20 protein-coding genes are annotated in these 19,572 nt (G+C 29.6%); 6 read left to right on the top strand and 14 right to left on the bottom strand.

Going from position 1 to position 19,572, the window contains the following annotated elements:
• Positions 1-45: 45 nt before the first annotated feature.
• Together MED152_RS13650 and obgE are read left to right on the top strand one after the other, a co-directional pair.
• Positions 46-1,164 carry an adenylate kinase gene (locus tag MED152_RS13650; protein ID WP_015482147.1) on the top strand — a complete coding sequence of 373 codons (1,119 nt, stop codon included), beginning with the start codon at positions 46-48 and terminating at the stop codon, positions 1,162-1,164.
• 65 nt (positions 1,165-1,229) lie between these two features.
• Positions 1,230-2,219, top strand: coding sequence for a GTPase ObgE (gene obgE / locus MED152_RS11935; protein WP_015482146.1), 990 nt, complete (start codon positions 1,230-1,232; stop codon positions 2,217-2,219).
• 1 nt (position 2,220) lies between these two features.
• Here the strand turns inward: obgE and MED152_RS11930 are convergent, their stop codons facing one another.
• The 5 genes from MED152_RS11930 to MED152_RS11910 all read right to left on the bottom strand — a co-directional run bounded on the left by MED152_RS11930 (position 2,221) and on the right by MED152_RS11910 (position 6,654).
• The gene (locus tag MED152_RS11930) at positions 2,221-2,691 is read right to left on the bottom strand and encodes a hypothetical protein (protein ID WP_015482145.1); all 471 of its coding nucleotides are present in this window, start codon (positions 2,689-2,691) and stop codon (positions 2,221-2,223) included.
• 47 nt (positions 2,692-2,738) lie between these two features.
• On the bottom strand, positions 2,739-3,989 hold the full coding sequence (locus MED152_RS11925) for a tetratricopeptide repeat protein (RefSeq protein ID WP_015482144.1): 1,251 nt from the start codon (positions 3,987-3,989) through the stop codon (positions 2,739-2,741).
• Positions 3,990-3,999: 10 nt separating this feature from the next.
• Entirely contained in the window at positions 4,000-5,574 is a 1,575-nt protein-coding gene (locus MED152_RS11920; protein WP_015482143.1) for a M56 family metallopeptidase, read from the bottom strand.
• Between the two features lie 3 nt (positions 5,575-5,577).
• A complete protein-coding gene (locus MED152_RS11915) occupies positions 5,578-5,937 on the bottom strand; it encodes a BlaI/MecI/CopY family transcriptional regulator (protein WP_015482142.1) in 360 nt (119 codons plus the stop codon).
• A 126-nt stretch (positions 5,938-6,063) separates the two neighbouring features.
• On the bottom strand, positions 6,064-6,654 hold the full coding sequence (locus tag MED152_RS11910) for an alkylphosphonate utilization protein (RefSeq protein ID WP_015482141.1): 591 nt from the start codon (positions 6,652-6,654) through the stop codon (positions 6,064-6,066).
• A gap of 141 nt (positions 6,655-6,795) precedes the next feature.
• Here MED152_RS11910 and MED152_RS11905 point away from each other — a divergent pair, with 141 nt between their 5' ends.
• A complete protein-coding gene (locus tag MED152_RS11905; protein ID WP_015482140.1) occupies positions 6,796-9,009 on the top strand; it encodes an FUSC family membrane protein in 2,214 nt (737 codons plus the stop codon).
• Positions 9,010-9,012: 3 nt separating this feature from the next.
• On the opposite strand, the gene ade is transcribed toward MED152_RS11905, so the two are convergent.
• Positions 9,013-10,635: an adenine deaminase gene (gene ade, locus MED152_RS11900; protein ID WP_015482139.1), complete on the bottom strand. Its 1,623-nt coding sequence runs from the start codon at positions 10,633-10,635 to the stop codon at positions 9,013-9,015.
• A gap of 80 nt (positions 10,636-10,715) precedes the next feature.
• On the opposite strand from ade, the gene MED152_RS11895 reads away from it, so the two are divergent.
• A complete protein-coding gene (locus tag MED152_RS11895) occupies positions 10,716-11,432 on the top strand; it encodes a peptidoglycan DD-metalloendopeptidase family protein (RefSeq protein ID WP_015482138.1) in 717 nt (238 codons plus the stop codon).
• A 2-nt stretch (positions 11,433-11,434) separates the two neighbouring features.
• Here MED152_RS11895 and MED152_RS11890 read toward each other — a convergent pair whose 3' ends face one another.
• Together MED152_RS11890 and MED152_RS11885 are read right to left on the bottom strand one after the other, a co-directional pair.
• On the bottom strand, positions 11,435-11,986 hold the full coding sequence (locus MED152_RS11890; protein WP_015482137.1) for a 5-formyltetrahydrofolate cyclo-ligase: 552 nt from the start codon (positions 11,984-11,986) through the stop codon (positions 11,435-11,437).
• Position 11,987: 1 nt separating this feature from the next.
• On the bottom strand, positions 11,988-12,356 hold the full coding sequence (locus MED152_RS11885; protein WP_015482136.1) for an MmcQ/YjbR family DNA-binding protein: 369 nt from the start codon (positions 12,354-12,356) through the stop codon (positions 11,988-11,990).
• Positions 12,357-12,422: 66 nt separating this feature from the next.
• Here MED152_RS11885 and MED152_RS11880 point away from each other — a divergent pair, with 66 nt between their 5' ends.
• Positions 12,423-13,406 carry a magnesium and cobalt transport protein CorA gene (locus MED152_RS11880; protein ID WP_015482135.1) on the top strand — a complete coding sequence of 328 codons (984 nt, stop codon included), beginning with the start codon at positions 12,423-12,425 and terminating at the stop codon, positions 13,404-13,406.
• 227 nt (positions 13,407-13,633) lie between these two features.
• On the opposite strand, the gene MED152_RS11870 is transcribed toward MED152_RS11880, so the two are convergent.
• The 6 genes from MED152_RS11870 to MED152_RS11845 all read right to left on the bottom strand — a co-directional run bounded on the left by MED152_RS11870 (position 13,634) and on the right by MED152_RS11845 (position 18,383).
• The gene (locus MED152_RS11870) at positions 13,634-14,578 is read right to left on the bottom strand and encodes an alpha/beta fold hydrolase (protein WP_015482134.1); all 945 of its coding nucleotides are present in this window, start codon (positions 14,576-14,578) and stop codon (positions 13,634-13,636) included.
• Positions 14,579-15,328: a cyclase family protein gene (locus tag MED152_RS11865; protein WP_015482133.1), complete on the bottom strand. Its 750-nt coding sequence runs from the start codon at positions 15,326-15,328 to the stop codon at positions 14,579-14,581.
• 36 nt (positions 15,329-15,364) lie between these two features.
• Complete coding sequence (gene hemW / locus MED152_RS11860) at positions 15,365-16,498, bottom strand: radical SAM family heme chaperone HemW (RefSeq protein WP_015482132.1); 1,134 nt, start codon at positions 16,496-16,498, stop codon at positions 15,365-15,367.
• Positions 16,495-17,049 carry a crossover junction endodeoxyribonuclease RuvC gene (ruvC, locus tag MED152_RS11855; RefSeq protein WP_015482131.1) on the bottom strand — a complete coding sequence of 185 codons (555 nt, stop codon included), beginning with the start codon at positions 17,047-17,049 and terminating at the stop codon, positions 16,495-16,497. The genes hemW and ruvC overlap by 4 nt, the downstream gene beginning before the upstream one ends.
• A 146-nt stretch (positions 17,050-17,195) precedes the next feature.
• Positions 17,196-17,867 (bottom strand): tRNA (5-methylaminomethyl-2-thiouridine)(34)-methyltransferase MnmD, encoded by a 672-nt coding sequence (gene mnmD, locus MED152_RS11850; RefSeq protein ID WP_015482129.1) that lies wholly within the window; start codon positions 17,865-17,867, stop codon positions 17,196-17,198.
• A 6-nt stretch (positions 17,868-17,873) separates the two neighbouring features.
• Positions 17,874-18,383, bottom strand: coding sequence for a DUF4920 domain-containing protein (locus tag MED152_RS11845; RefSeq protein WP_015482128.1), 510 nt, complete (start codon positions 18,381-18,383; stop codon positions 17,874-17,876).
• Between the two features lie 118 nt (positions 18,384-18,501).
• Between MED152_RS11845 and MED152_RS11840 the strand changes: the two genes are divergently transcribed.
• Complete coding sequence (locus tag MED152_RS11840) at positions 18,502-19,557, top strand: branched-chain amino acid aminotransferase (protein WP_015482127.1); 1,056 nt, start codon at positions 18,502-18,504, stop codon at positions 19,555-19,557.
• Positions 19,558-19,572 lie beyond the last annotated feature (15 nt).

The following is a 19,572-nucleotide window of genomic DNA, read 5'->3' as shown; positions in this document are numbered from 1 at the left end:
AAACGGTTTTTTCATTCCATTTACAGCCCTTATATTTGCATCTTTATGAGCATTTTAAAACTTCATGATTTATATTTTAAGCCTTTTATTTCCAGGGCAGAAATTAATGCAATTGTAAAACATTTAGCACAGCAAGTAAAAGCAGATTTACCTAAAGATGAAATACCAATCTTCGTGGGTATTTTAAATGGCTGCTTTCTATTTGCAGCAGACTTTATTAGAGAGTTTGATGGAGATTGTGAAGTATCTTTTGTAAAATTAGCCTCTTATGAAGGCACCTCATCTACTGAGAACGTTAAAGAATTAGTAGGTATTAATGAAGATTTAACCAATAGAACAGTAATTATTCTAGAAGATATTATAGATACAGGAAACACACTTCAAGAAATTTATAATATATTTAGAAATCAGAATGTAAAACAATTAAAAATTGTATCATTATTTTTTAAACCAGATGTGTTTAGAAAAGAGTTACCAATAGATTATATTGGTAAAAGCATCGAAGATAAATTTATTGTAGGTTATGGTTTAGACTACAATGGTTTAGGAAGAAATTATCCAGAAATATATCAATTATCAATAGCACCTAAAATGAAAAACATCGTATTATTTGGCCCTCCAGGAGCAGGAAAAGGAACACAAGCAAACTTTTTAAAAGAAATGTATCAATTGGTGCATATTTCTACTGGAGACGTTTTTCGATTTAACATCAAAAATCAAACTGAATTAGGCTTACTAGCAAAAAAATATATGGATGAAGGTGATTTAGTACCTGATGAAGTAACCATAAATATGCTAAAAGCAGAAGTTGAGAAAAATCCAGATGCGAATGGTTTTATCTTTGACGGTTTTCCAAGAACACAATCTCAAGCAGATGCCTTAGATACCTTTTTAGGTGATAAAGGCGAACAAATAAATGCTATGATAGCTTTAGAAGTACCAGAAGATGTTTTAGTTACTCGTTTATTAGAAAGAGGTAAAACTAGTGGTAGAACAGATGATACAGACGAAGCAAAAATTAGAAATCGTTTTAACGAATACAACACCAAAACTGCAATTCTAAAGGATTATTTTGAGGCTCAAAATAAATACTATGGAATTAATGGTGTAGGTTCTATAGAAGATATTACCAAAAGAATTTCTGAAGTATTTGATACTTTATAAATCAAATTCTTAAAAAACTTCCAATACTAAACTTGATTATTCAAGGATTAAAGAAATAAACAAAAATGACTGAAGGCAACTTTGTAGATTACATAAAAATATACGCTTCTTCTGGTAAAGGTGGACAAGGTTCTGCACATTTACATAGAGAAAAATATATTACCAAAGGAGGACCTGATGGTGGAGATGGAGGACGTGGAGGACACATTATTTTACGTGGAGACAAAAACATGTGGACTTTATTTCACCTAAAATTTAAACGTCATTTTAGAGCTGAAGGTGGAGGTGCAGGAAGCAAAAGTAGAAGTACTGGTTCTGATGGTGAAGATATTTATGTTGATGTTCCTTTAGGTACAATCATAAAAGATGCTGATACAGATGAAGTAATTGTAGAAATAACTGAAGATAAAAAAGAAGTTATTTTACTTAGAGGTGGTAAAGGTGGCTTAGGTAACTGGAACTTTAAATCTTCTACAAATCAAACTCCAAGATATGCACAACCTGGTATGGATGGTGCAGAAGGATGGTTTAGAATTGAATTAAAATTATTGGCAGATGTTGGTTTGGTTGGTTTTCCAAATGCAGGGAAATCTACATTATTATCTGTTTTAACCGCTGCTAAACCTAAAATTGCAGATTATGCATTTACTACATTAAAACCTAATTTAGGTATTGTAGAGCATAGAAATCATCAAACTTTTGTAATGGCAGATATACCTGGGATTATAGAAGGAGCTGCAGAAGGTAAAGGTTTAGGTCATCGATTTTTAAGACATATTGAACGTAATTCTGCTTTGTTATTTCTAATTCCTGCAGATGCTGATGATATTAACAAAGAATACGAAATTTTACTAAACGAACTTAAAAAGCATAATCCAGAATTGCTAGATAAAGATCGGTTATTGGCCATTTCAAAATCTGATATGTTGGATGATGAATTGCAAGCTGAAATTAAAGCCGAATTACCTAAAGGTGTAGATGCTTTATTTATTTCTTCTGTGGCACAACAAGGGTTGCAAGAATTAAAAGATAAACTTTGGAAAATGCTAAACTAATTTAGTTTTTCAATTTAATTTTTATGGGTAATTGATACCTAGTGGTAACAGGGATTCCTCTTTTGATTGCAGGATATACTTTGTCTAATTTATCTACAGAAGATTTTACCAAACTATCAAATTTTGGCAACTCCTTTTTTAGCAATTTAGAGGTTTGTATTCCTTTAAAGTTTATAACACCATCTTTAGCAATAACTAAATCTACTAGAACAATTTCATTTAAAGAATCTGTTATTGTAAATATATGTTGCTGTAGCTCCTCTCCCACTTTTTTGTGAATAGTAGCTCTAAAACAGCTTTGTTTTTCAATTTTATCAATTAAAGAATCGCAAACTTTAAAAGAAGGATAGGTATCTACAGAAGTAAAATCTACTATGGTATCTAAAACTTGCTCATTTGTATTTTTTACTAGTGATAAATTATCACAAGAAGTAATACAGATTATTAGTATCAAGAAAGAAAAAACACGCATAGAGAGCTCTAAAAATATAGCGTGAATTTACTAAAAATTACTGAACTTTATTTTAAAGTTTCTCCTCTCATAAAATAGTCTTTCTTAATCTCATTAATTCTATTTCTAACAAAATTATTCATGCCTTCATCTTTCCTCCAAAACTTTTCTGTATACTCATTGTAAAGTCTATAAGCTATTTTTTTATCCTTATAATAATCATCAGACATTGTAGCTAATTGATACAAGGCTCTGTAATTAGAAATATTCTCCTCGTAAGCCTTCTTAAAAAATTTTATAGCCATTTTAGGCTTTTCCAATTCATAAAAAACACGAGCTAAACCATAATATTCAGCATCTCTTGCTTCTTTACCTCTTGTTGTGGCCATCATATAATTCATCATAGCCTTATTGTAGTTTTTCTCTTTAAAGTAAATATCACCTAAATAAGTTAGGGCTGTGTAATCTTCTCTATCTATAAATGATAATTTAGTAAACACTTTTTTTGCTTGTTCTAAACTGTCTAAATTATAAAAAACCCTGCCTAACATTACTTTACTATACGTTTCTTTTCTATCTATAGTGTCTAATTTTTTAAGAAGAGGAACTGCCTCTAAATAATTCTTGTCTTTATAAAGTCTATTAATTTTTAGCTTATTTAATTCAACATCATTTTTATTAAGAGCTAAACCCTTATCTACAAATAATTGTGTTGAATCTTTATCTTGTAATTTATGAAAACTCTTTGCTAACCTTTTAATGGCTTTTAAATGTGTAGAATCTTTTTTATAAGTAGCTATAAAACTATTAATCATAGGATCTCTTTGGCCATTTAAAGCATAAGCTAAACCCAGGTAATACGTATAATTCGCATTATTTACATCTTGTTTTACCAAATAAGAAAATGTAGAAATAGCTTTTTTAGGTTTTCTGTTGATGACATACATTTTACCCAATTGATATTTTAAAACCAAATTCAAAGTATCTTTAGCTATTAGTTTTTCATAAATAGGTATTGCCTTTGCAGACTGCCCTAAAGCCCTATAATTTTTAGCAAGTTTTAAGTTGGCTTTTTCATCATCTTTAAATCTTATTGCCTTTTCTAAGTAGAAACTAGCCTTTTTAAAATTATCTATAGATTCATAAATGATGGCTTTTTTATAGTTAGATAAGAATGAGGATTCACCTTCATCTAAAACTTTTAAAGCCATTTTGTATCTGCCTTTGGCAAATAAACTATCTGAAACAGCAAAAGTTGAAGTCTGCGCTTCAACTTTTACCATTGCAAATAACAATATAATTAGAATTTTCTTTTTCATAGCTATATTTTTATTCTACATTAAAAACAAAAGGTAAAGTGTATCTTACCTTTACTGGTTTATCATCTATTTTTCCAATAGTCATTATAGGTAATTGTTGAAGCACTCTTTTTACTTCTTTTTCAATTATTTTATGAGGTGCTCTTACTTTAACATCTGCAACTTCACCATTTAAATCGATGTTAAATGAAACATAAGCTTTTGTTTTTCCTGATGGAAGATTAAGGCTATTTGCTAACACTGTATCAAAATTAGAACTAAAATGCTCTTCTATTTTTTTAAAGAAACAATCTAAATCTCTCACTTCACAACCAGCAAATGTAGGTGTTGTATTTACGTGTAAAACTGAATAAGATCCATCAGAAAGAGGCTCTCTTTTTTTGCTTCTCACTTTAATATCTTTAAAATCCTTTAAAATTATTGCTAACGTTTTTCTACCATTTGTTTTTTCAAATATTTTTATGGTTTTAACCATACTATACTCTTCATTCTCAATACTTTTCATTCTTTCAAAAGTGACATCATACTCTTCCCTTTCTTCATTTGTTAGATCATCATAAGTTAGCTCAATACCTTCTGGAATGCCATTGCCAAAATATCTATCTAGATATGATGACTTATCACTTAAACTTTTTGTTAGTTTTCCATTCAACTCAAAATAACTTATTGCTTTCGCTTTTTGTGAATTTGACTTACTTTCCTCAATAACTTCTATATTATCATTAGAACAAGAACTATAAAATAACATACTTACCAAAACTGGAATTAGTAACAAATATTTTAATTGATTTACGGTTTTTGATTGATTCTTTTTCATCATCATAATCCTTTTTTTTATGAAACTCTTTTTAGAATACTGATTCACAAACTCAATATTTTCCACTTGAAAAAAACCAGACAATAAATTGTTGATATAACTTTCTTTGGTTTCCGATTTTGCTACAACAGCATCAGAAATGTATTCGTGTACTAAAGTGATTCTCTTTTGATAGAAATAAATCATTGGGTTAAACCACATTGCAATTTTTAAAATCTCAAAGACAACCAAATCATACGTATGTTTTTGTTGTGTGTGCACCAACTCATGCTGAATAATGTTTTCTCTATTTGCTTCTTTAATTTTAGCACCTAAAAAAATGTAATTAAAAAAAGAAAACGCCTTACTACTAGAAGGTATAATTATTAGTTTCGCATCTGCTAAAACCAAAGACCCTGCATCGTATTTTTTAATAATACTTGCAATCTTTACTAACTTAATTAAAAATAGAAGGGTAAAAATTACAACACCTACCCAAAAGAAAATACTTAAATAATTTATAGAATTCGTGAAACTTTCAGTTGGTATCGCTTCTGTAATCACCTTTTCTGGAGACAGCATAATTTCTGGAAGATTTACTATGAATTCTTCTGGAACAGACTGTTCTAATGTTGAGATTTTTATTAACGGAATAAAGAAAGAAATTATGGGAGTAACCAATAAGTACCACCTGTTTTTAGTGAAAAAGGTTTCTCTACTTAAGAAAAAATCATAAATCGCTAAAAATAAAATCTGAAATAAGATTACTTGTATTATATAATTTATCATAGCTTATTTTTTATTTACTTCTTTTAAAATAGACTCTAATTCCTTTACATCCATTTTGTTTTCTTTTACGAAAAAAGAAACCATACTCTTAAATGAACCTTGAAAATAACCATTCATTAATTTGTGTAAACTTTGATTACTATAGGTATCTTTATCTATAAGCGGATAATACAAATACCCTCTACCCTCTGTTTTATGACCAACAAATTCTTTCGTTTCTAAAATTCTTATAATTGTTGAAACAGTATTATATGCTGGTTTTGGTTCTGGCAATTGAGTTATAATATCTTTTACTGAGGATTCTTGTAAATCCCACAGCACTTGCATGATTTGCTCTTCTGCTTTTGTTAATTGTTTTGACATATTTTCAACTAAAGTTTTAGTTTATTGAAACAAATATAACTAAATATTTAGTTTAAACTAATTTTTTAGTTGAAAAAATTAGTTTCATTTAACCTTTAAAGGCTTTTACATATTATTAAAGTATGGTTATTCTTTATCTGCCATTTTTTTTACATAATCTGTTACAATTACAATTTGGGTAGGCCCTACTTTGCCTTCTATATACTTTGCATTTTCATGATCTAAAGAAATTCTTCTTACTGCAGTTCCTTGTTTGGCAACCATACTAGATCCTTTTACTTTTAAATCTTTAATAAGCACTACAGAATCCCCTGCCTGTAAAATAGCGCCATTTGCATCTCTATGAATTATTTTTTCACCCTCTGCTAAATGATCTCCTGTTTCTTTTGCATAAGCCAGTTCAGCATCTTCCATATACATCATACCCAATAATTCTGTTGGCCAACCTTCCTCTTTTAGGCGATGTAACATTCGCCAAACAACCACTTTTACAGGCGTAAACTCAGACCACATTGCATCATTTAAACATCTCCAATGATTTGCATTTAATTCTTCATCGCCCTCAATTTGTTTAGTACAAGTATCACAAGCTAAAATACTACCATCAAAACCGCCTGTAGAAACTGGTTTTACTTCATAAATCGATAAATTTTCTTTTGCAGCACATAATTCACACTGATTACCACTTCTCTTTTCTAAATCTTGTTGTAAACTCATATTAACTATTTAAGGAGATAAAAATAAACAAACCTTATTAGTTAAAGGCTTACCTGCTTAACTTTAAAGTTTTATTTTTAAATAACACAAAGTAAACCTCTAAGTAGATTAACTTAGTAAATTTGCAGTATCACTAATTATATGATTAACGCATTTTTACGATACATAAAAAGTCTGCAATTTTTAAAGGCACTATTAATTGCAATAGCGATGGCTATTCCTGTTTTTGTATCTGTATATTTTTTTGATAGTATAGACATTGGTTTTGGTATTGCTTTAGGATCTATCTTGTGTGTACCTGCAGATACAAATGGTAGTTTAAACCATAAATTTTATGGTATTTTATCTTCTATTGTACTCACCTTTACAATTACGCTTTTAGTTGGTTACTTCAGCCACTTTTTACCAATATTAGTTCCGCTTTTAGTTTTTCTGATTTTCACGGTTTCCTATATTTCTGTTTTCGGGTTTAGAGCTTCGTTAATTTCATTATCGGGTTTATTGGCTTTGGTTTTAGCATTTGCTTATGACAGTTCAGAAATTTCGATATTACAACATTCTATTTGTATTGCAATTGGTGGTATTTGGTATTTAACCTTAACCATTTCAACCCAAGTATTATTTCCTCAAGTTCAAACAGATTATCTATTTGTAAACTTATTAGAAAAAACAGCCGATTTTATAAAATCTAGAGGTGATTTATTAATTGCAAAGGATGATAGAACTGTTCTTTTAGAAAAGAATTTTGTGCTCCAAACAGAAATTAACGAACTTCATGAAACCTTAAGAGAAGTTATTTTAGAAAAAAGAGCTAATGCTGGTTTTAGCAATAGAATTAGACGTCAGCAGTTAGTATTTTCTAGAATTATGGAGATTTATGAATTGGCCATTTCTAATGCTATAGATTATAAAAAATTTGATGATTTGTTTGAAAATCATCCTGAAAAAATTGATGAATTTAAAGTACTGATTTATGAAATTTCGAATCATTTAAAACATCTATCTAAAGTAATTTTAAAAGAAGAAAAATTAAATTTTACCAATAGTTTTGACATCCTTCTAAAAAAAATAGAAAATCAAATTGAATTGTATGAGCTACAAGTTGGGTTGCCTGAATCTAGAGAAGAAGTAATCTTGTTATTGAACTACAAAACGTATCAAGAAAAGCAAATTCAGAATTTAATTGATATTGGTAGAATACTTACCAAATACTATAAAAATGATAAAATTAGAGGTATAAAAGATGCTGAGCAATTCATTACCCCTATAGATTACGACATTAAAAAGTTAAAGGATAATTTTAATATTAAATCGCCCATATTTAGACATTCTTTAAGATTAACAATTACCACAATTGTTGGTTTCTTTATTGGTAATCTATTAGAATTGCAACAATCTTACTGGATTTTATTAACCATAATTGTAATTATGAGACCTAGTTACAGTTTAACAAAAGACAGAGTTAAAAGTAGGGTTATTGGTACAATTTTAGGTGCATTGGTTGGTGTTGCTATAGTTTTAGTTACGCAGAACACCATTATTTATGCTGTTATTGCTTTAATTTCTTTGGTTATTGGTTTTTCTTTAATTAAACAGAACTACAGAAATGGTGCTGCATTTATAACGCTTTATGTAATTTTTATGTATGCGCTTATTTCATCTAATGTATTAGAAGTTATACAGTTTAGAGTATTTGATACCTTAATTGGTGCAGTTTTAGCTTTTGTTGGAAATTATCTATTATGGCCTGTTTGGGAAGCGAAGAACATGAAAGAGTTTTTAATAGATACTGTAAAAGGTTTTGAAACTTATTTGAATGAAATCAACAACTTTTATCATGAAAAAGGAGAAACTGCAACGAGTTACAACTTAGCTAGAAAACAAGCATTCTTGAAAGTTGGTAATTTAAATGCAGCCTATCAAAGGTTAATGCAAGAGCCAAAATCTAAAAAAGAGAATAGTGCTTTAATTTATGATGTTGTTACCATTAGCAATACTTTCTTATCTTCTCTTTCTGCTTTAAGTATGTTTATTAAAAATAACGAAAGAGGTCTAGCTCCAGAACAATTTGAGATTTATGTAAAACATATTTTAACTAATTTACAACATGTAATTTCTTCGAATTCTTCAAAAAAAATTGATTCTTTAGATAACCAAGAGTTGAAAACTGCAGAAAGAAATTATTCTAATTATTACAAAGATTTATCAGTTACTAGAGATCTGGAGATTAAAGAGGGCATACCCATTTCTGACGAACTAAAAATTGCCTTGCATGAAACACAATTAGTGTTTGGTCAAGTACAATGGTTGTATAGTTTATCTACTAATTTAGTACAAAAGATTGGTAAACTTTAATCTTTAATTTACTTCAAGAGAGGTAAACTTGAAGCTAGTGCCATCAAACAAACCTTTATCTGACAATTTTAAAGAAGGTATCACCAAAAGCGCCATAAAAGACAAACTCATGTAAGGTGCCTTTAATTGGCTACCCATTTCTTTTGCCATTTTGTCTAAAGCTGCATAGGCTTCTCCAATTTCTTTGGCTGGTTTGTCTGACATAATTCCTGCCACAGGTAAAGAAACTATTTTTTCTTTAGATGCAGTAACTGCACAAACTCCACCTCTATTTTTAATGATTAAATTTACAGCTTTACAAATCATTTCATCAGAAACTCCAACAGCGATTATGTTATGAGAATCATGCCCAACAGAACTTGCTATTGCCCCTTCTTTTAAACCGAAATTTTTAATAAATGCAATTGAAGAATCAGCATTTTCATAACGGTTTACAACTGTCATTTTTAAAACATCAGTAGCTGTATTGGAAACTAAATTTCCATTTTCTATTAAAGATGCTACTTCAATTTTATTAGTCACCAATTCTCCATCCAAAGCTTCAATTACCTTAATTTTTGATGATGAAGATTCAAACATAAAATCTTCCACTTTCTTTAAGTTAGTATTAAAATTGTTTAACACTTCAAAAGGCACATGTTTTACATAAGAAGCTCCGTTTTTGGCTACTAATTCACCATTAATATACGTTTCTAATACATTAAAATGCTTTAAATCATCCACCACTATAAAATCGGCAAAATCATTTTTCTGAAGTAAACCCACGTCTAAATTATAATGCTTAACAGGATTCACACAAGCAGCCTGAAGAACTTTAAAAACGTCAATACCCTTAGCCAATGCTCTTTCACACAACTGATTAATGTGACCTATTAATAAATCATCTGGATGTTTATCATCAGAACAAAACATCATATTTTCAAAATTATCTGGCAGTAGCTCAATTAAAGCTTCAAAGTTTTTGGCAGCAGAACCTTCTCTAATAATTACTTTCATTCCTTTTTCTAGCTTCTCTTTTGCTTCCTCAAAAGAAAAACATTCGTGATCTGTAGAAATACCAGCTGCAATATATTTACTAACATCTTCACCTCGTAAACCAGGTGCATGCCCATCTATAGGCTTATGGTTGTTTTTTGCGTGTTGAATTTTAGCCAAAACTTCTTCATCATCAAATAAAACACCTGGATAATTCATCATCTCTGCTAAATATTTAATGTCTGAATTTTCCATCATTAGTTTGATGTCATCAGCATTAATAATAGCTCCTGCACTTTCAAAGGAAGTTGCTGGCACACAACTTGGTGCTCCAAAATTGAATTTTAACGGAACTTTTTTTCCATTTTCAATCATAAAATTTACTCCCTCTACACCTAATACATTTGCAATTTCGTGAGGATCTGAAACTGTAGCAACTGTGCCATGAACAACCGCAATTTTTGCGAATTCAGAAGGCACAAGCATAGAGCTTTCAATATGAATATGTGCATCTACAAAGCCAGGAATAATATAGCTTTCATTGGTATGATTTGATTCACGAACATCTATAATCTTATCGCCCTTTACCTCTATTTCTCCCTTAAAAATATTACGATTTTGAATATCGACTATGTTCCCTTGAATGATCATCTTTGAGTGCTTTTAAACAAAATTACAAATAATAGAAAGAGGATATATTAAAATGTAAATAGAATATTATATTTTTGAATATGGATAGAAAACTACAGCATGAAAAGTTCAAAAATTGGGCTAAAAATTATAATTTTTCATTAACAGATTTGTTCCCAACAATTGGTAAAACAGAAATTTGTCATATAGATTTGAGCAAAGAAAATACCATTGTAAGAACAGAAGCTGAATTTAATAATCCTACTTATTTTGAAGGAAAACTAGCTGAAATTCAAGCAGAAAACAATAAAGCCATAATTACTGGTGGTTATTTAGAAAAACGATCTTTATACACATCAGATATTTATAATGCAGAAAATTCTGAAGCCAAAAGAAACATACATTTAGGTGTTGACTTTTGGTTGGCTGCTGGCACTGCTGTTCATGCTTTTTTAGATGGAGAAATAATTTGTGCTGTGCATCAAAAATCGCACAAAGGCTATGGAGGTTTTGTAATCTTAAAACACAAGTTAGATGATTTTATTTTTTATACTTTATATGGGCATTTGTCTGAAGAAAGTTTGAAAAAATATAGTGTGGGAAGTAAGCTCAAAAAAGGTGATAAAATAGGTGATTTAGGTAACTATGATGAAAATGGTGCTTGGGTGCCTCATTTGCATTTTCAAGTAATGCTAACTTTATTAGATTACAAAAATGATTTTCCTGGTGTTGCTTTAGAAAGCGAAATTGATTTTTGGAAAGAAATTTGCCCTAACCCAAACTATTTATTGAAAAGTGATGTGCTAAATAATTGGTAGGACTAGTTTTTAGGATAAATGACTTTATCTAGTGGAATATCGAACTCATTTTTATCAGTAATTTCATCAACAGGTTTAAAAAAATTAAGACCAACTGTGATTACATCTTTTCTACATTTCGCTAAAAATCGATCGTAAAAACCTTTACCATAACCCACTCTGAAGTTATTTTCATCAGAAATTAAAAGAGGCACAAATACCAAATCTAAATCTGTTTCTTTTGCCTGAATTGCATTTTTGGGTTCAGGAATTTCGTATTTATTAAGTTCAATTTGTGTGTCTTTTTCTAAATAAAAATGAGACAATGTATTGTTGGTGAAATCACTTTTCGAAACTACAATTTTAATATTTTCACTTCTTAAATAATCGATAATTGGTGTTGTATCAATCTCTTTAAACTTTTTTAAAGTCAAGAAAATATGAGCAGTTTTTACTTGAGAAATATCTAAATTATATACTTGTTCATAAATATTAGAGGTAAATTGCTGAATTACATTAGCAGACAATTGTTGTCTTTTTTCTTTATATATTTTTCTAAGCTCACTTTTTGTCATATTACAAATTTTCTAATTCAGCTTTCGCTTTTTTGGTTAGTCCTTGAACAACCAAATCATAAGAATGGTCGATTAATTGAAAAACCAATTGATCTGAAACATCCGAATCATTTATAAGTACTGTGTTCCAATGTTTCTTATTCATATGAAAGCCAGCAGAAACTCCATCAAACTCAGCTCTTAATTCTAAAGCTTTTTCAGGATTACATTTTAAGTTAATTTTCTGATCACCATTTTCCCAATGATTTAAGCCTACCAAAGCAAACATTTTGTGCATTACTTTAAACACCAAAGTAACCTCATCAAAAGGAAAATGCTCTGTGACGCCTTTTTTTGAAATGCAATAATCTCTTAATTGTTCTATGTTCATAAAACTATTTTGTGAAGTTGAAAATACAATTTAAAAAAGTATCTTTAACTATCAAAAAACAAAATAATGCAAGAAAACGAATTTCTTAAAAACACCAATTTTATAAGCTATACAGAAAGCACATATAGAAAAAGTGAGTTCGATACACTTTCTAGTGTAGACTTGCATCAAAAACCAGTAGAAAATGTTTGGGTAAATACATACGGACTTGAGTTTTTAGGTTGTTTTAAAGAAGTTATTCTAAAAAACAAATTGGATGATTTTTTGATTAAATTATTGATGGACAAAGAACATTCTAATAAAGTAATTACTTTAGAAAACATGCTTTTTGTTTCCATTAGAGTTTTAAAAACCGAAGATTCTTATTTAGATTCTGAACAAATGATTTTTATTTTAAACACCGATTTTTTATGGAGTATACAAGAAAAAAAAGGTGATTATTTTGATTGGATTCGCAAGCGTTTAGAAGGTAATAAAGGTATTGTTAGAAAGAAAAAAATAGCCTATTTATTATTTTTACTGATAGAATCTATCATTGACAATTACCTAGAAACCTATCAAAAACACGAAGCAATAAGTAGTGAAATCTTAGATGCTAGTAATATAAAGCCTACACCAGAATTTACATCTTTAGTAGAAAAAAGAAAACAAGAATTGTTTAATTTTAAAAAGGCAACTCTAAGTTTAAGAGATACTATTATTAAATTAGAAAGTGTAAAAATTGAAGGTTTTAACACTAGGTATTTTGGCGAATTAAAAGAACAAACGAATAATTTAATTTCCAATATCGATTTTGAATTGCAAGAACTAGAAAGTAAAATCAATTTAATTTTTAGTATTCAAGGTCATCGTTTAAATGAAGTAATGAAAACGCTTACTATTCTTTCTGTTATTTTTATTCCTTTAACATTTTTAGCAGGAATTTACGGAATGAACTTTGAGTATATGCCCGAACTCAAATTTAAATACGGCTATTTTATTTTATTAGGAATAATGCTATTGGTTACCATTCTTTGTGTTTGGTACTTTAGGAAGAAGAAATGGTTTTAGAGTTTTTTGTAAGCACTTTAAAAAGGAAAAAGATAATACCAACTATTCCAAAAAGTAACAGAAAGAATTTTAAAAGATTAAAAAGAATTAGATAACCAAAGCCATAAGCAGAATTACTTTCTATTATTGATAAAACAATAGAATTTATTTTCTCTGATTTTTGAAAGAAAAAATAAAGAAATAATGATATTAATGAATAAACAATAACTTTTGAATATTTTCTAAGCTTAATCATTTAAAAAAGATTTCAAAATAGCTAAACTCTCTTCAGGATTTTCTTCCATAGGTACATGCCCAGAATTTTCTAAAACTGCCAATTTAGAGTTATGCATAACACTATCCATACGTTTTCCATTATCTAAAGGAATCCAATTATCTTGTGCTCCCCAAATTAATAAGGTTGAATTTTGTATGCTCTTTAGCTTATCAATATTTGCTTTAGAGCCCAATTTAAAATCCATTCTTGCTCTATCTATAAAGGCTTGTCTGTTGCCTTCTCTTAATGCCATTTTATGATATCTACTAACTAAATCATCTGTAATTTTTGTATCATCAGCATAAACCTCTTGCATGTTTTTATTGATGAAAAACTTTGGGGTTACATATAAAAACAAATTGCTTACAACTGGTGTTTTTGCCATTTTAAACACAGCTGGTTGAGGTTTATTGGTTGGCAATCCACTAGCGTCTACCAAAATTAGTTTATCAACTTTATTAGGATGTTCTGCTGCATAATTCCAAGCAATATTTCCTCCTAAAGAATTACCTGCCAAATGAAAACTATCGATTGCTATTTCGTTTAAAAATTGATCTAAAAAGGTGGTGTATGATTTTATAGAATAATCTGCAGTTTTATTTGGACCTGTTAAACCAAAAGCAGGCAAATCCATTCTAATTATGGTATTGGTTTTCTTTAATTCTTTAGTCCAAGCATCCCAAGTATGTAAAGAAGATGCTGTACCATGAATTAGGACGATTGGAAAACCTTCTCCTTCAATTCTGTAATGTACTTGCATACCGTCAATCTCTATAAACTTAGAGTATTGATTGGCATATTCAACCTTTAATTCATCAACAAAAATATCTGAATATACTACACTATTTATTGCAAGAATTAAAGCAATTAAAAGTGTATATAACCAATATTTTCTCTTAGATGATTTAGGTTTCATTTACTTATTAATTTTATACAAAATTGGTTTACTTGGTGTTGCATCATTTTCAAAAGGTGCAACCATTAAGTTTAACAAATATTCACCATCAGTAACTTCATTTGGTACATAAATAAATTCTGTGATGGTTGCATCCATTCGTAAAGCCCCATCTGTGTTCCAAAATGCATTATGTGCTAACAATTTGCCTTCATCTTTTTCTTTATCTACAGAAGGTAAATCTACCAACAAATGCTTTATGCCTTTTTCTTTTAAAAACACAGCTGTTTCTTCTAACAAATAGGTAGGATTTGTGTTCGAATACTTCATGCTCTTTTTGTCTGTAAGATTGGGTAAGGTTCGTATTACAACAGCATCTCTCTTTTTATTCCTTAGAGCCATTTTTAATTGCTTAGTTGCAATAACTAAATCTCCATCAACCTCTATTGGAGCAATGGTGATAAGCTCTGCTAAATGAAAATAATGCTTTAAATTCTGATTTACTGAATGTACTTTTTCTGTGATATGACCAACACATTCTGTATGCGTAATATGCGAATGTGGATTAAAATGAATTGAATTAAAGTTTACTACTGCACCATTTTCTACAGAGATATTTTCACCATCAACTTCTTCTGGAAAAATTTTTGGATCATCTAAATACCAGGCGTTTACATTTTGTTTGCTAACATCTATGGCAATTGAAATATCTATAGGTTTTGAAACATCAATTTCTATTTTTCTTGAGTTATATTCAATGGTTGCTTTCATCTATAAAAATTGTGATTGAGTAATTTTAATTATTGATTATTTTAAATTTAGCATAAACAAGTCAGAGGCCAAACCATCAGATAAAAATTTTCCTTTTCTAGTTGTTTTTAGCACTTCATCTTCAATGAAAAGTAATTCTTGATCTATATATTTTTGCGCTTGCATTTGTAAATACTTGGCGTAATTTTTTCCGAATTCCGATTCAACTCTTTGTAATGAAACACCCCAAATTGTGCGCAAACCAGTCATTACATATTCATTATACCTGTCTGTTACAGATAAAACTTCTCTTTGTATTGGTAATTCGTTTTCTAGAATATTTTTAATGTATTTGGTATTGTTCTGCACATTCCAACTACGTTGAACACCATCAAAAGAATGTGCTGCAGGCCCAATCCCCAAATAAGATTTGCCTAACCAATAAGCCGAATTATTTTTGCTGAAAAAATCTTCTTTACCAAAATTGGAAAGTTCATAATGAATAAAACCAGCTGCATTTAGCTCATCTGTAAGTATCAGAAATTGTTCTTCTGCTTTATCATCATCAACATTTTTAATAACACCTTTATCTATAAAACGTTCTAAAGCTGTATCTGGTTCTACTGTTAAAGCGTAACTAGAAATATGTGGAACTCCATAACTTAATGCTGTATGTATATTTTCTGTCCATTGTTCATTAGAACAATCAGGAATACCATAGATTAAATCTACAGAGATATTTGAAAAATATTGTGTTGCTATTTCTAAACATTTTTTAGATTCTTCTGCATTATGTGCCCTATTCATTAGCTTTAAATCTCTCTCAAAAAAAGACTGTACACCAATACTTAATCTGTTAATTTTTGATGCTGCTAATTCTTTTATTTTTTCTTCTGATAAGTCATCAGGATTAGCTTCTAGCGTAATTTCTGGATTATCAATAACTTTAAAGTTTTCATAAACCGCTTCAATTAAATTATTGATTTCTTGAGTAGATAAAATGCTTGGTGTACCACCACCAAAATAAATGGTTTCTACAACATCATTATTTAATTCCTCTTTACGTAAAACAATTTCTTTAGCTAAACAATCTAATAATTCGGTTTTCTTTTTTAATGAAGTAGAAAAATAAAAGTTGCAATAGTAGCAGGCTTGTTTACAAAATGGAATATGTATATAAATACCACTCATTTTTTTACTCTTTTTTCGTTCTGCTTCACAAAACTTGCCCAACCAGAATAGTTTTTACCACCCACTACTTTACCAGAATTGTAATAATGACAAACTGCTGCTGCTAAACCATCTGTAGCATCTAAATTTTTAGGAAGCGTTTTTAAATTAAGTAACGATTTTAGCATTAAAGCTACTTGCTCTTTACTGGCATTTCCATTACCTGTAATTGCCATTTTTATTTTTTTTGGAAGGTATTCCGTAATCGGTATTTCTCTAGACAAACCTGCAGCCATAGCTACACCTTGTGCTCTACCTAACTTTAACATAGATTGCACATTCTTACCAAAAAAAGGCGCTTCTATAGCAATTTCATCTGGATGATAAGTATCTATAAGCTCTACTGTTCTTTCAAAAATTAATTTAAGTTTTAGATAATGGTCATCGTATTTTTTTAGAATCAATTCATTCATTTGAATAAACTCCATCTTTTTACCTACAATTTTTATGAGACCAAACCCCATAATTGTAGTACCTGGATCTATACCTAAAATTATTTTTTCAGTTGCCAAATATTAATTGAATAAAGAATTTAAAAGTGATTCTGCATTAAACCACAAAAACAAAATAATGGCTAATAATAGTATTAGAAATAAACCCTTTTTAGGTTTTGACTCTTTTTTTCTACCAAATTTTCTTTTAAACTCCATTGTTTTATTTAGCTTTTAGTTGCTCTTAACATTTCTCTTTTTCCTGGTGGGCCTTCTAATCTTTCTACTATAAATCCTACAGCCTGCATTGCTCTTCTAACGCTACCTTTTGCTGAATAGGTAGTTAAAATTCCACCTTGTTTTAAAGCAATATACATTTTCTTAAAAATAGCTTCTGTCCATAATTCTGGTTGATTCTTTGCTCCAAAAGCATCAAAATAAATCAAATCAAAAGAAGCTACATCATCTATGTCTTGAAAAAACTGTTTTCTTTTTAATAAACTAAAAGAATCTGATATTTTATGATTTTCTTCCCAAGGGATGTTATGTATCAAATTAAAATCATCTTTAAATTCTTCTGCTTTTAACTCAGAAACATAATTTAAACTTATCACCTCATCTTTTGCAATTGGATAAGCTTCTGCACCCACATATGAAATAGAAATATTTTTACTTTTTGTTTCTAAATAGGTAATAAATGCATTTAACCCAGTACCAAAACCAATTTCTAAAATAGCCAATTGATTTGTGTTTTTTTCTAGGTATTTGTGCAAACCTGTTTTTATAAAAACGTGTTTTGCCTCTTGTATTGCACCATGTTTAGAATGATATTGTTCATCCCAATCTGGAAGATGAATACTGGTAGAACCGTCTGAAGTTATAAATATTTCTCTTTTCAATAGAAATTATTTCTTCATTAAAACACCATTAGCTTCAAAAGCAAATTCCTTCTTAGGCTCAGTGATTAAAGCTATTTCCTCTTCAGTTTTACCTGCATCTTCTGCATAGTGTCTCAATTCATCTACAGAAGTTTCTTTAACAAAGGCTTTACCAGCTACAATCACTTCTTTTTCTGCAGCATCTAAAGGCATAAAAAATCCGTAATCTTTAAAACGAACCATAGTTTCAGTTTCAGCATCTAAAGGTAATTTCATCCAACAACCTTTTTTAGAACAAACCTCATTAATTATAGATGTAAATTTTGCATTGATAGTATCACCAACATTCATGTTTTGGAACTTGGCCAACATTTCTTCTGAAGTCATCACAGCTTCATCATTAATTTTATCTCCAAAAGAATTGTAATTATCAGCAACTACCTCTACATTTTTTGTTTCAGTTTTATCTGTATTTTCAGTCTTACAAGCAGTTGCTACTAATAAAAGAACAACACATAATTGAATTACATTTTTCATCTTATAATTATTTAACATATTTGTTACAAAAGTAATAAATTTAACAACAAAACTAGGTCTTTGTATAAGAATTGGATAAATAAATTATGTACATTTGCAGTCTAAAAATTAACTTAAAATGACATCAAATATAGAAATTCAACGAGTAGAAAAATCAAAGATTGATTCTGTTGATTTTAACAATTTACCTTTTGGAAGTGTATATTCTGATCATATGTTAACTTGTGATTTTGTAGATGGTAAATGGCAAACTCCAAAAGTTGAGCCTTTTGCACCAATTTCATTAGATCCTTCTGCAAAGATTTTTCATTATGGACAGTCTATTTTTGAGGGTATGAAAGCCTACAAAGATGCTGAAGGAAACATGATGCTTTTTAGACCATTAGAAAACTGCAAGCGTTTGAATAAATCTGCTGAACGTTTGGTAATACCTCAAATACCAGAGGATATTTTTATGGATGGCTTAAAGAAACTTTTAGAAATAGATAGCGCTTGGATACCTACTAACGAAGGTAGTTCTTTATACATAAGACCATTTATGTTTGCAACAGGAAATGGTTTTCATGCTTCTCCTGCAGATGCTTACAAATTTGTAATTTGTACTGCACCTTCAGGTGCATATTTTGCTGGTAAAGTAAAAGTATTAATTGAAGAAAAGTATGCTAGAGCTGCAAATGGTGGTGTAGGTTATGCTAAAGCTGGGGGTAATTATGCTGCACAGTTTTACCCAACACAACTAGCTATAGAAAAGGGGTACAATCAGGTAATTTGGACAGACGATAATACTCACCAATATATAGAAGAAGCTGGTGCAATGAACATCTTTGTTAGAATTAACGATACTTTAATTACGAGCCCTACAAGTGATAGAATTTTAGACGGAATTACTCGTAAAAGTATCTTGCAAATTGCTGAAGACAATGGTATACAAACAGAAGTTAGAAAAATTTCTGTTGGCGAAGTTGTTGAGGCTGCAAAAAACGGTAGTTTAAAAGAAATGTTCGGTGCAGGAACAGCTGCAGTTATCTCACCTATTGCTGGTTTTGGATATCAAGAAAATGATTTTGATTTACCAGAACTGGAAAACCCATATGCTCAAAAATTGAAAAAATTGATTACAGATATTCAAACTAATAAAACAGAAGATCCTTATGGATGGAGGGTTATGGTTTAATCTATAATTTTTAAA

This window comes from Polaribacter sp. MED152, from assembly GCF_000152945.2.
GTDB lineage: Bacteria > Bacteroidota > Bacteroidia > Flavobacteriales > Flavobacteriaceae > Polaribacter.
The sequence above is the reverse complement of the archived record's forward strand: the minus strand, read 5'-3'. Positions and strand labels throughout refer to the sequence as shown.

Excerpts from the sequence above, each read along its gene's own strand:
- MED152_RS11870 (WP_015482134.1), bottom strand. The coding sequence starts at position 14,578 with ATGAAACCTAAATCATCTAAGAGAAAATATTGGTTATATACACTTTTA.
- MED152_RS11880 (WP_015482135.1), top strand. The coding sequence starts at position 12,423 with ATGCAAGAAAACGAATTTCTTAAAAACACCAATTTTATAAGCTATACA.
- MED152_RS11890 (WP_015482137.1), bottom strand. The coding sequence starts at position 11,986 with ATGACAAAAAGTGAGCTTAGAAAAATATATAAAGAAAAAAGACAACAA.
- MED152_RS11840 (WP_015482127.1), top strand. The coding sequence starts at position 18,502 with ATGACATCAAATATAGAAATTCAACGAGTAGAAAAATCAAAGATTGAT.
- ade (WP_015482139.1), bottom strand. The coding sequence starts at position 10,635 with ATGATCATTCAAGGGAACATAGTCGATATTCAAAATCGTAATATTTTT.
- MED152_RS11915 (WP_015482142.1), bottom strand. The coding sequence starts at position 5,937 with ATGTCAAAACAATTAACAAAAGCAGAAGAGCAAATCATGCAAGTGCTG.
- MED152_RS11865 (WP_015482133.1), bottom strand. The coding sequence starts at position 15,328 with ATGAAAGCAACCATTGAATATAACTCAAGAAAAATAGAAATTGATGTT.
- MED152_RS11885 (WP_015482136.1), bottom strand. The coding sequence starts at position 12,356 with ATGAACATAGAACAATTAAGAGATTATTGCATTTCAAAAAAAGGCGTC.
- hemW (WP_015482132.1), bottom strand. The coding sequence starts at position 16,498 with ATGAGTGGTATTTATATACATATTCCATTTTGTAAACAAGCCTGCTAC.
- MED152_RS13650 (WP_015482147.1), top strand. The coding sequence starts at position 46 with ATGAGCATTTTAAAACTTCATGATTTATATTTTAAGCCTTTTATTTCC.
- MED152_RS11925 (WP_015482144.1), bottom strand. The coding sequence starts at position 3,989 with ATGAAAAAGAAAATTCTAATTATATTGTTATTTGCAATGGTAAAAGTT.
- MED152_RS11845 (WP_015482128.1), bottom strand. The coding sequence starts at position 18,383 with ATGAAAAATGTAATTCAATTATGTGTTGTTCTTTTATTAGTAGCAACT.
- MED152_RS11930 (WP_015482145.1), bottom strand. The coding sequence starts at position 2,691 with ATGCGTGTTTTTTCTTTCTTGATACTAATAATCTGTATTACTTCTTGT.
- obgE (WP_015482146.1), top strand. The coding sequence starts at position 1,230 with ATGACTGAAGGCAACTTTGTAGATTACATAAAAATATACGCTTCTTCT.
- MED152_RS11895 (WP_015482138.1), top strand. The coding sequence starts at position 10,716 with ATGGATAGAAAACTACAGCATGAAAAGTTCAAAAATTGGGCTAAAAAT.
- MED152_RS11905 (WP_015482140.1), top strand. The coding sequence starts at position 6,796 with ATGATTAACGCATTTTTACGATACATAAAAAGTCTGCAATTTTTAAAG.
- MED152_RS11910 (WP_015482141.1), bottom strand. The coding sequence starts at position 6,654 with ATGAGTTTACAACAAGATTTAGAAAAGAGAAGTGGTAATCAGTGTGAA.
- MED152_RS11920 (WP_015482143.1), bottom strand. The coding sequence starts at position 5,574 with ATGATAAATTATATAATACAAGTAATCTTATTTCAGATTTTATTTTTA.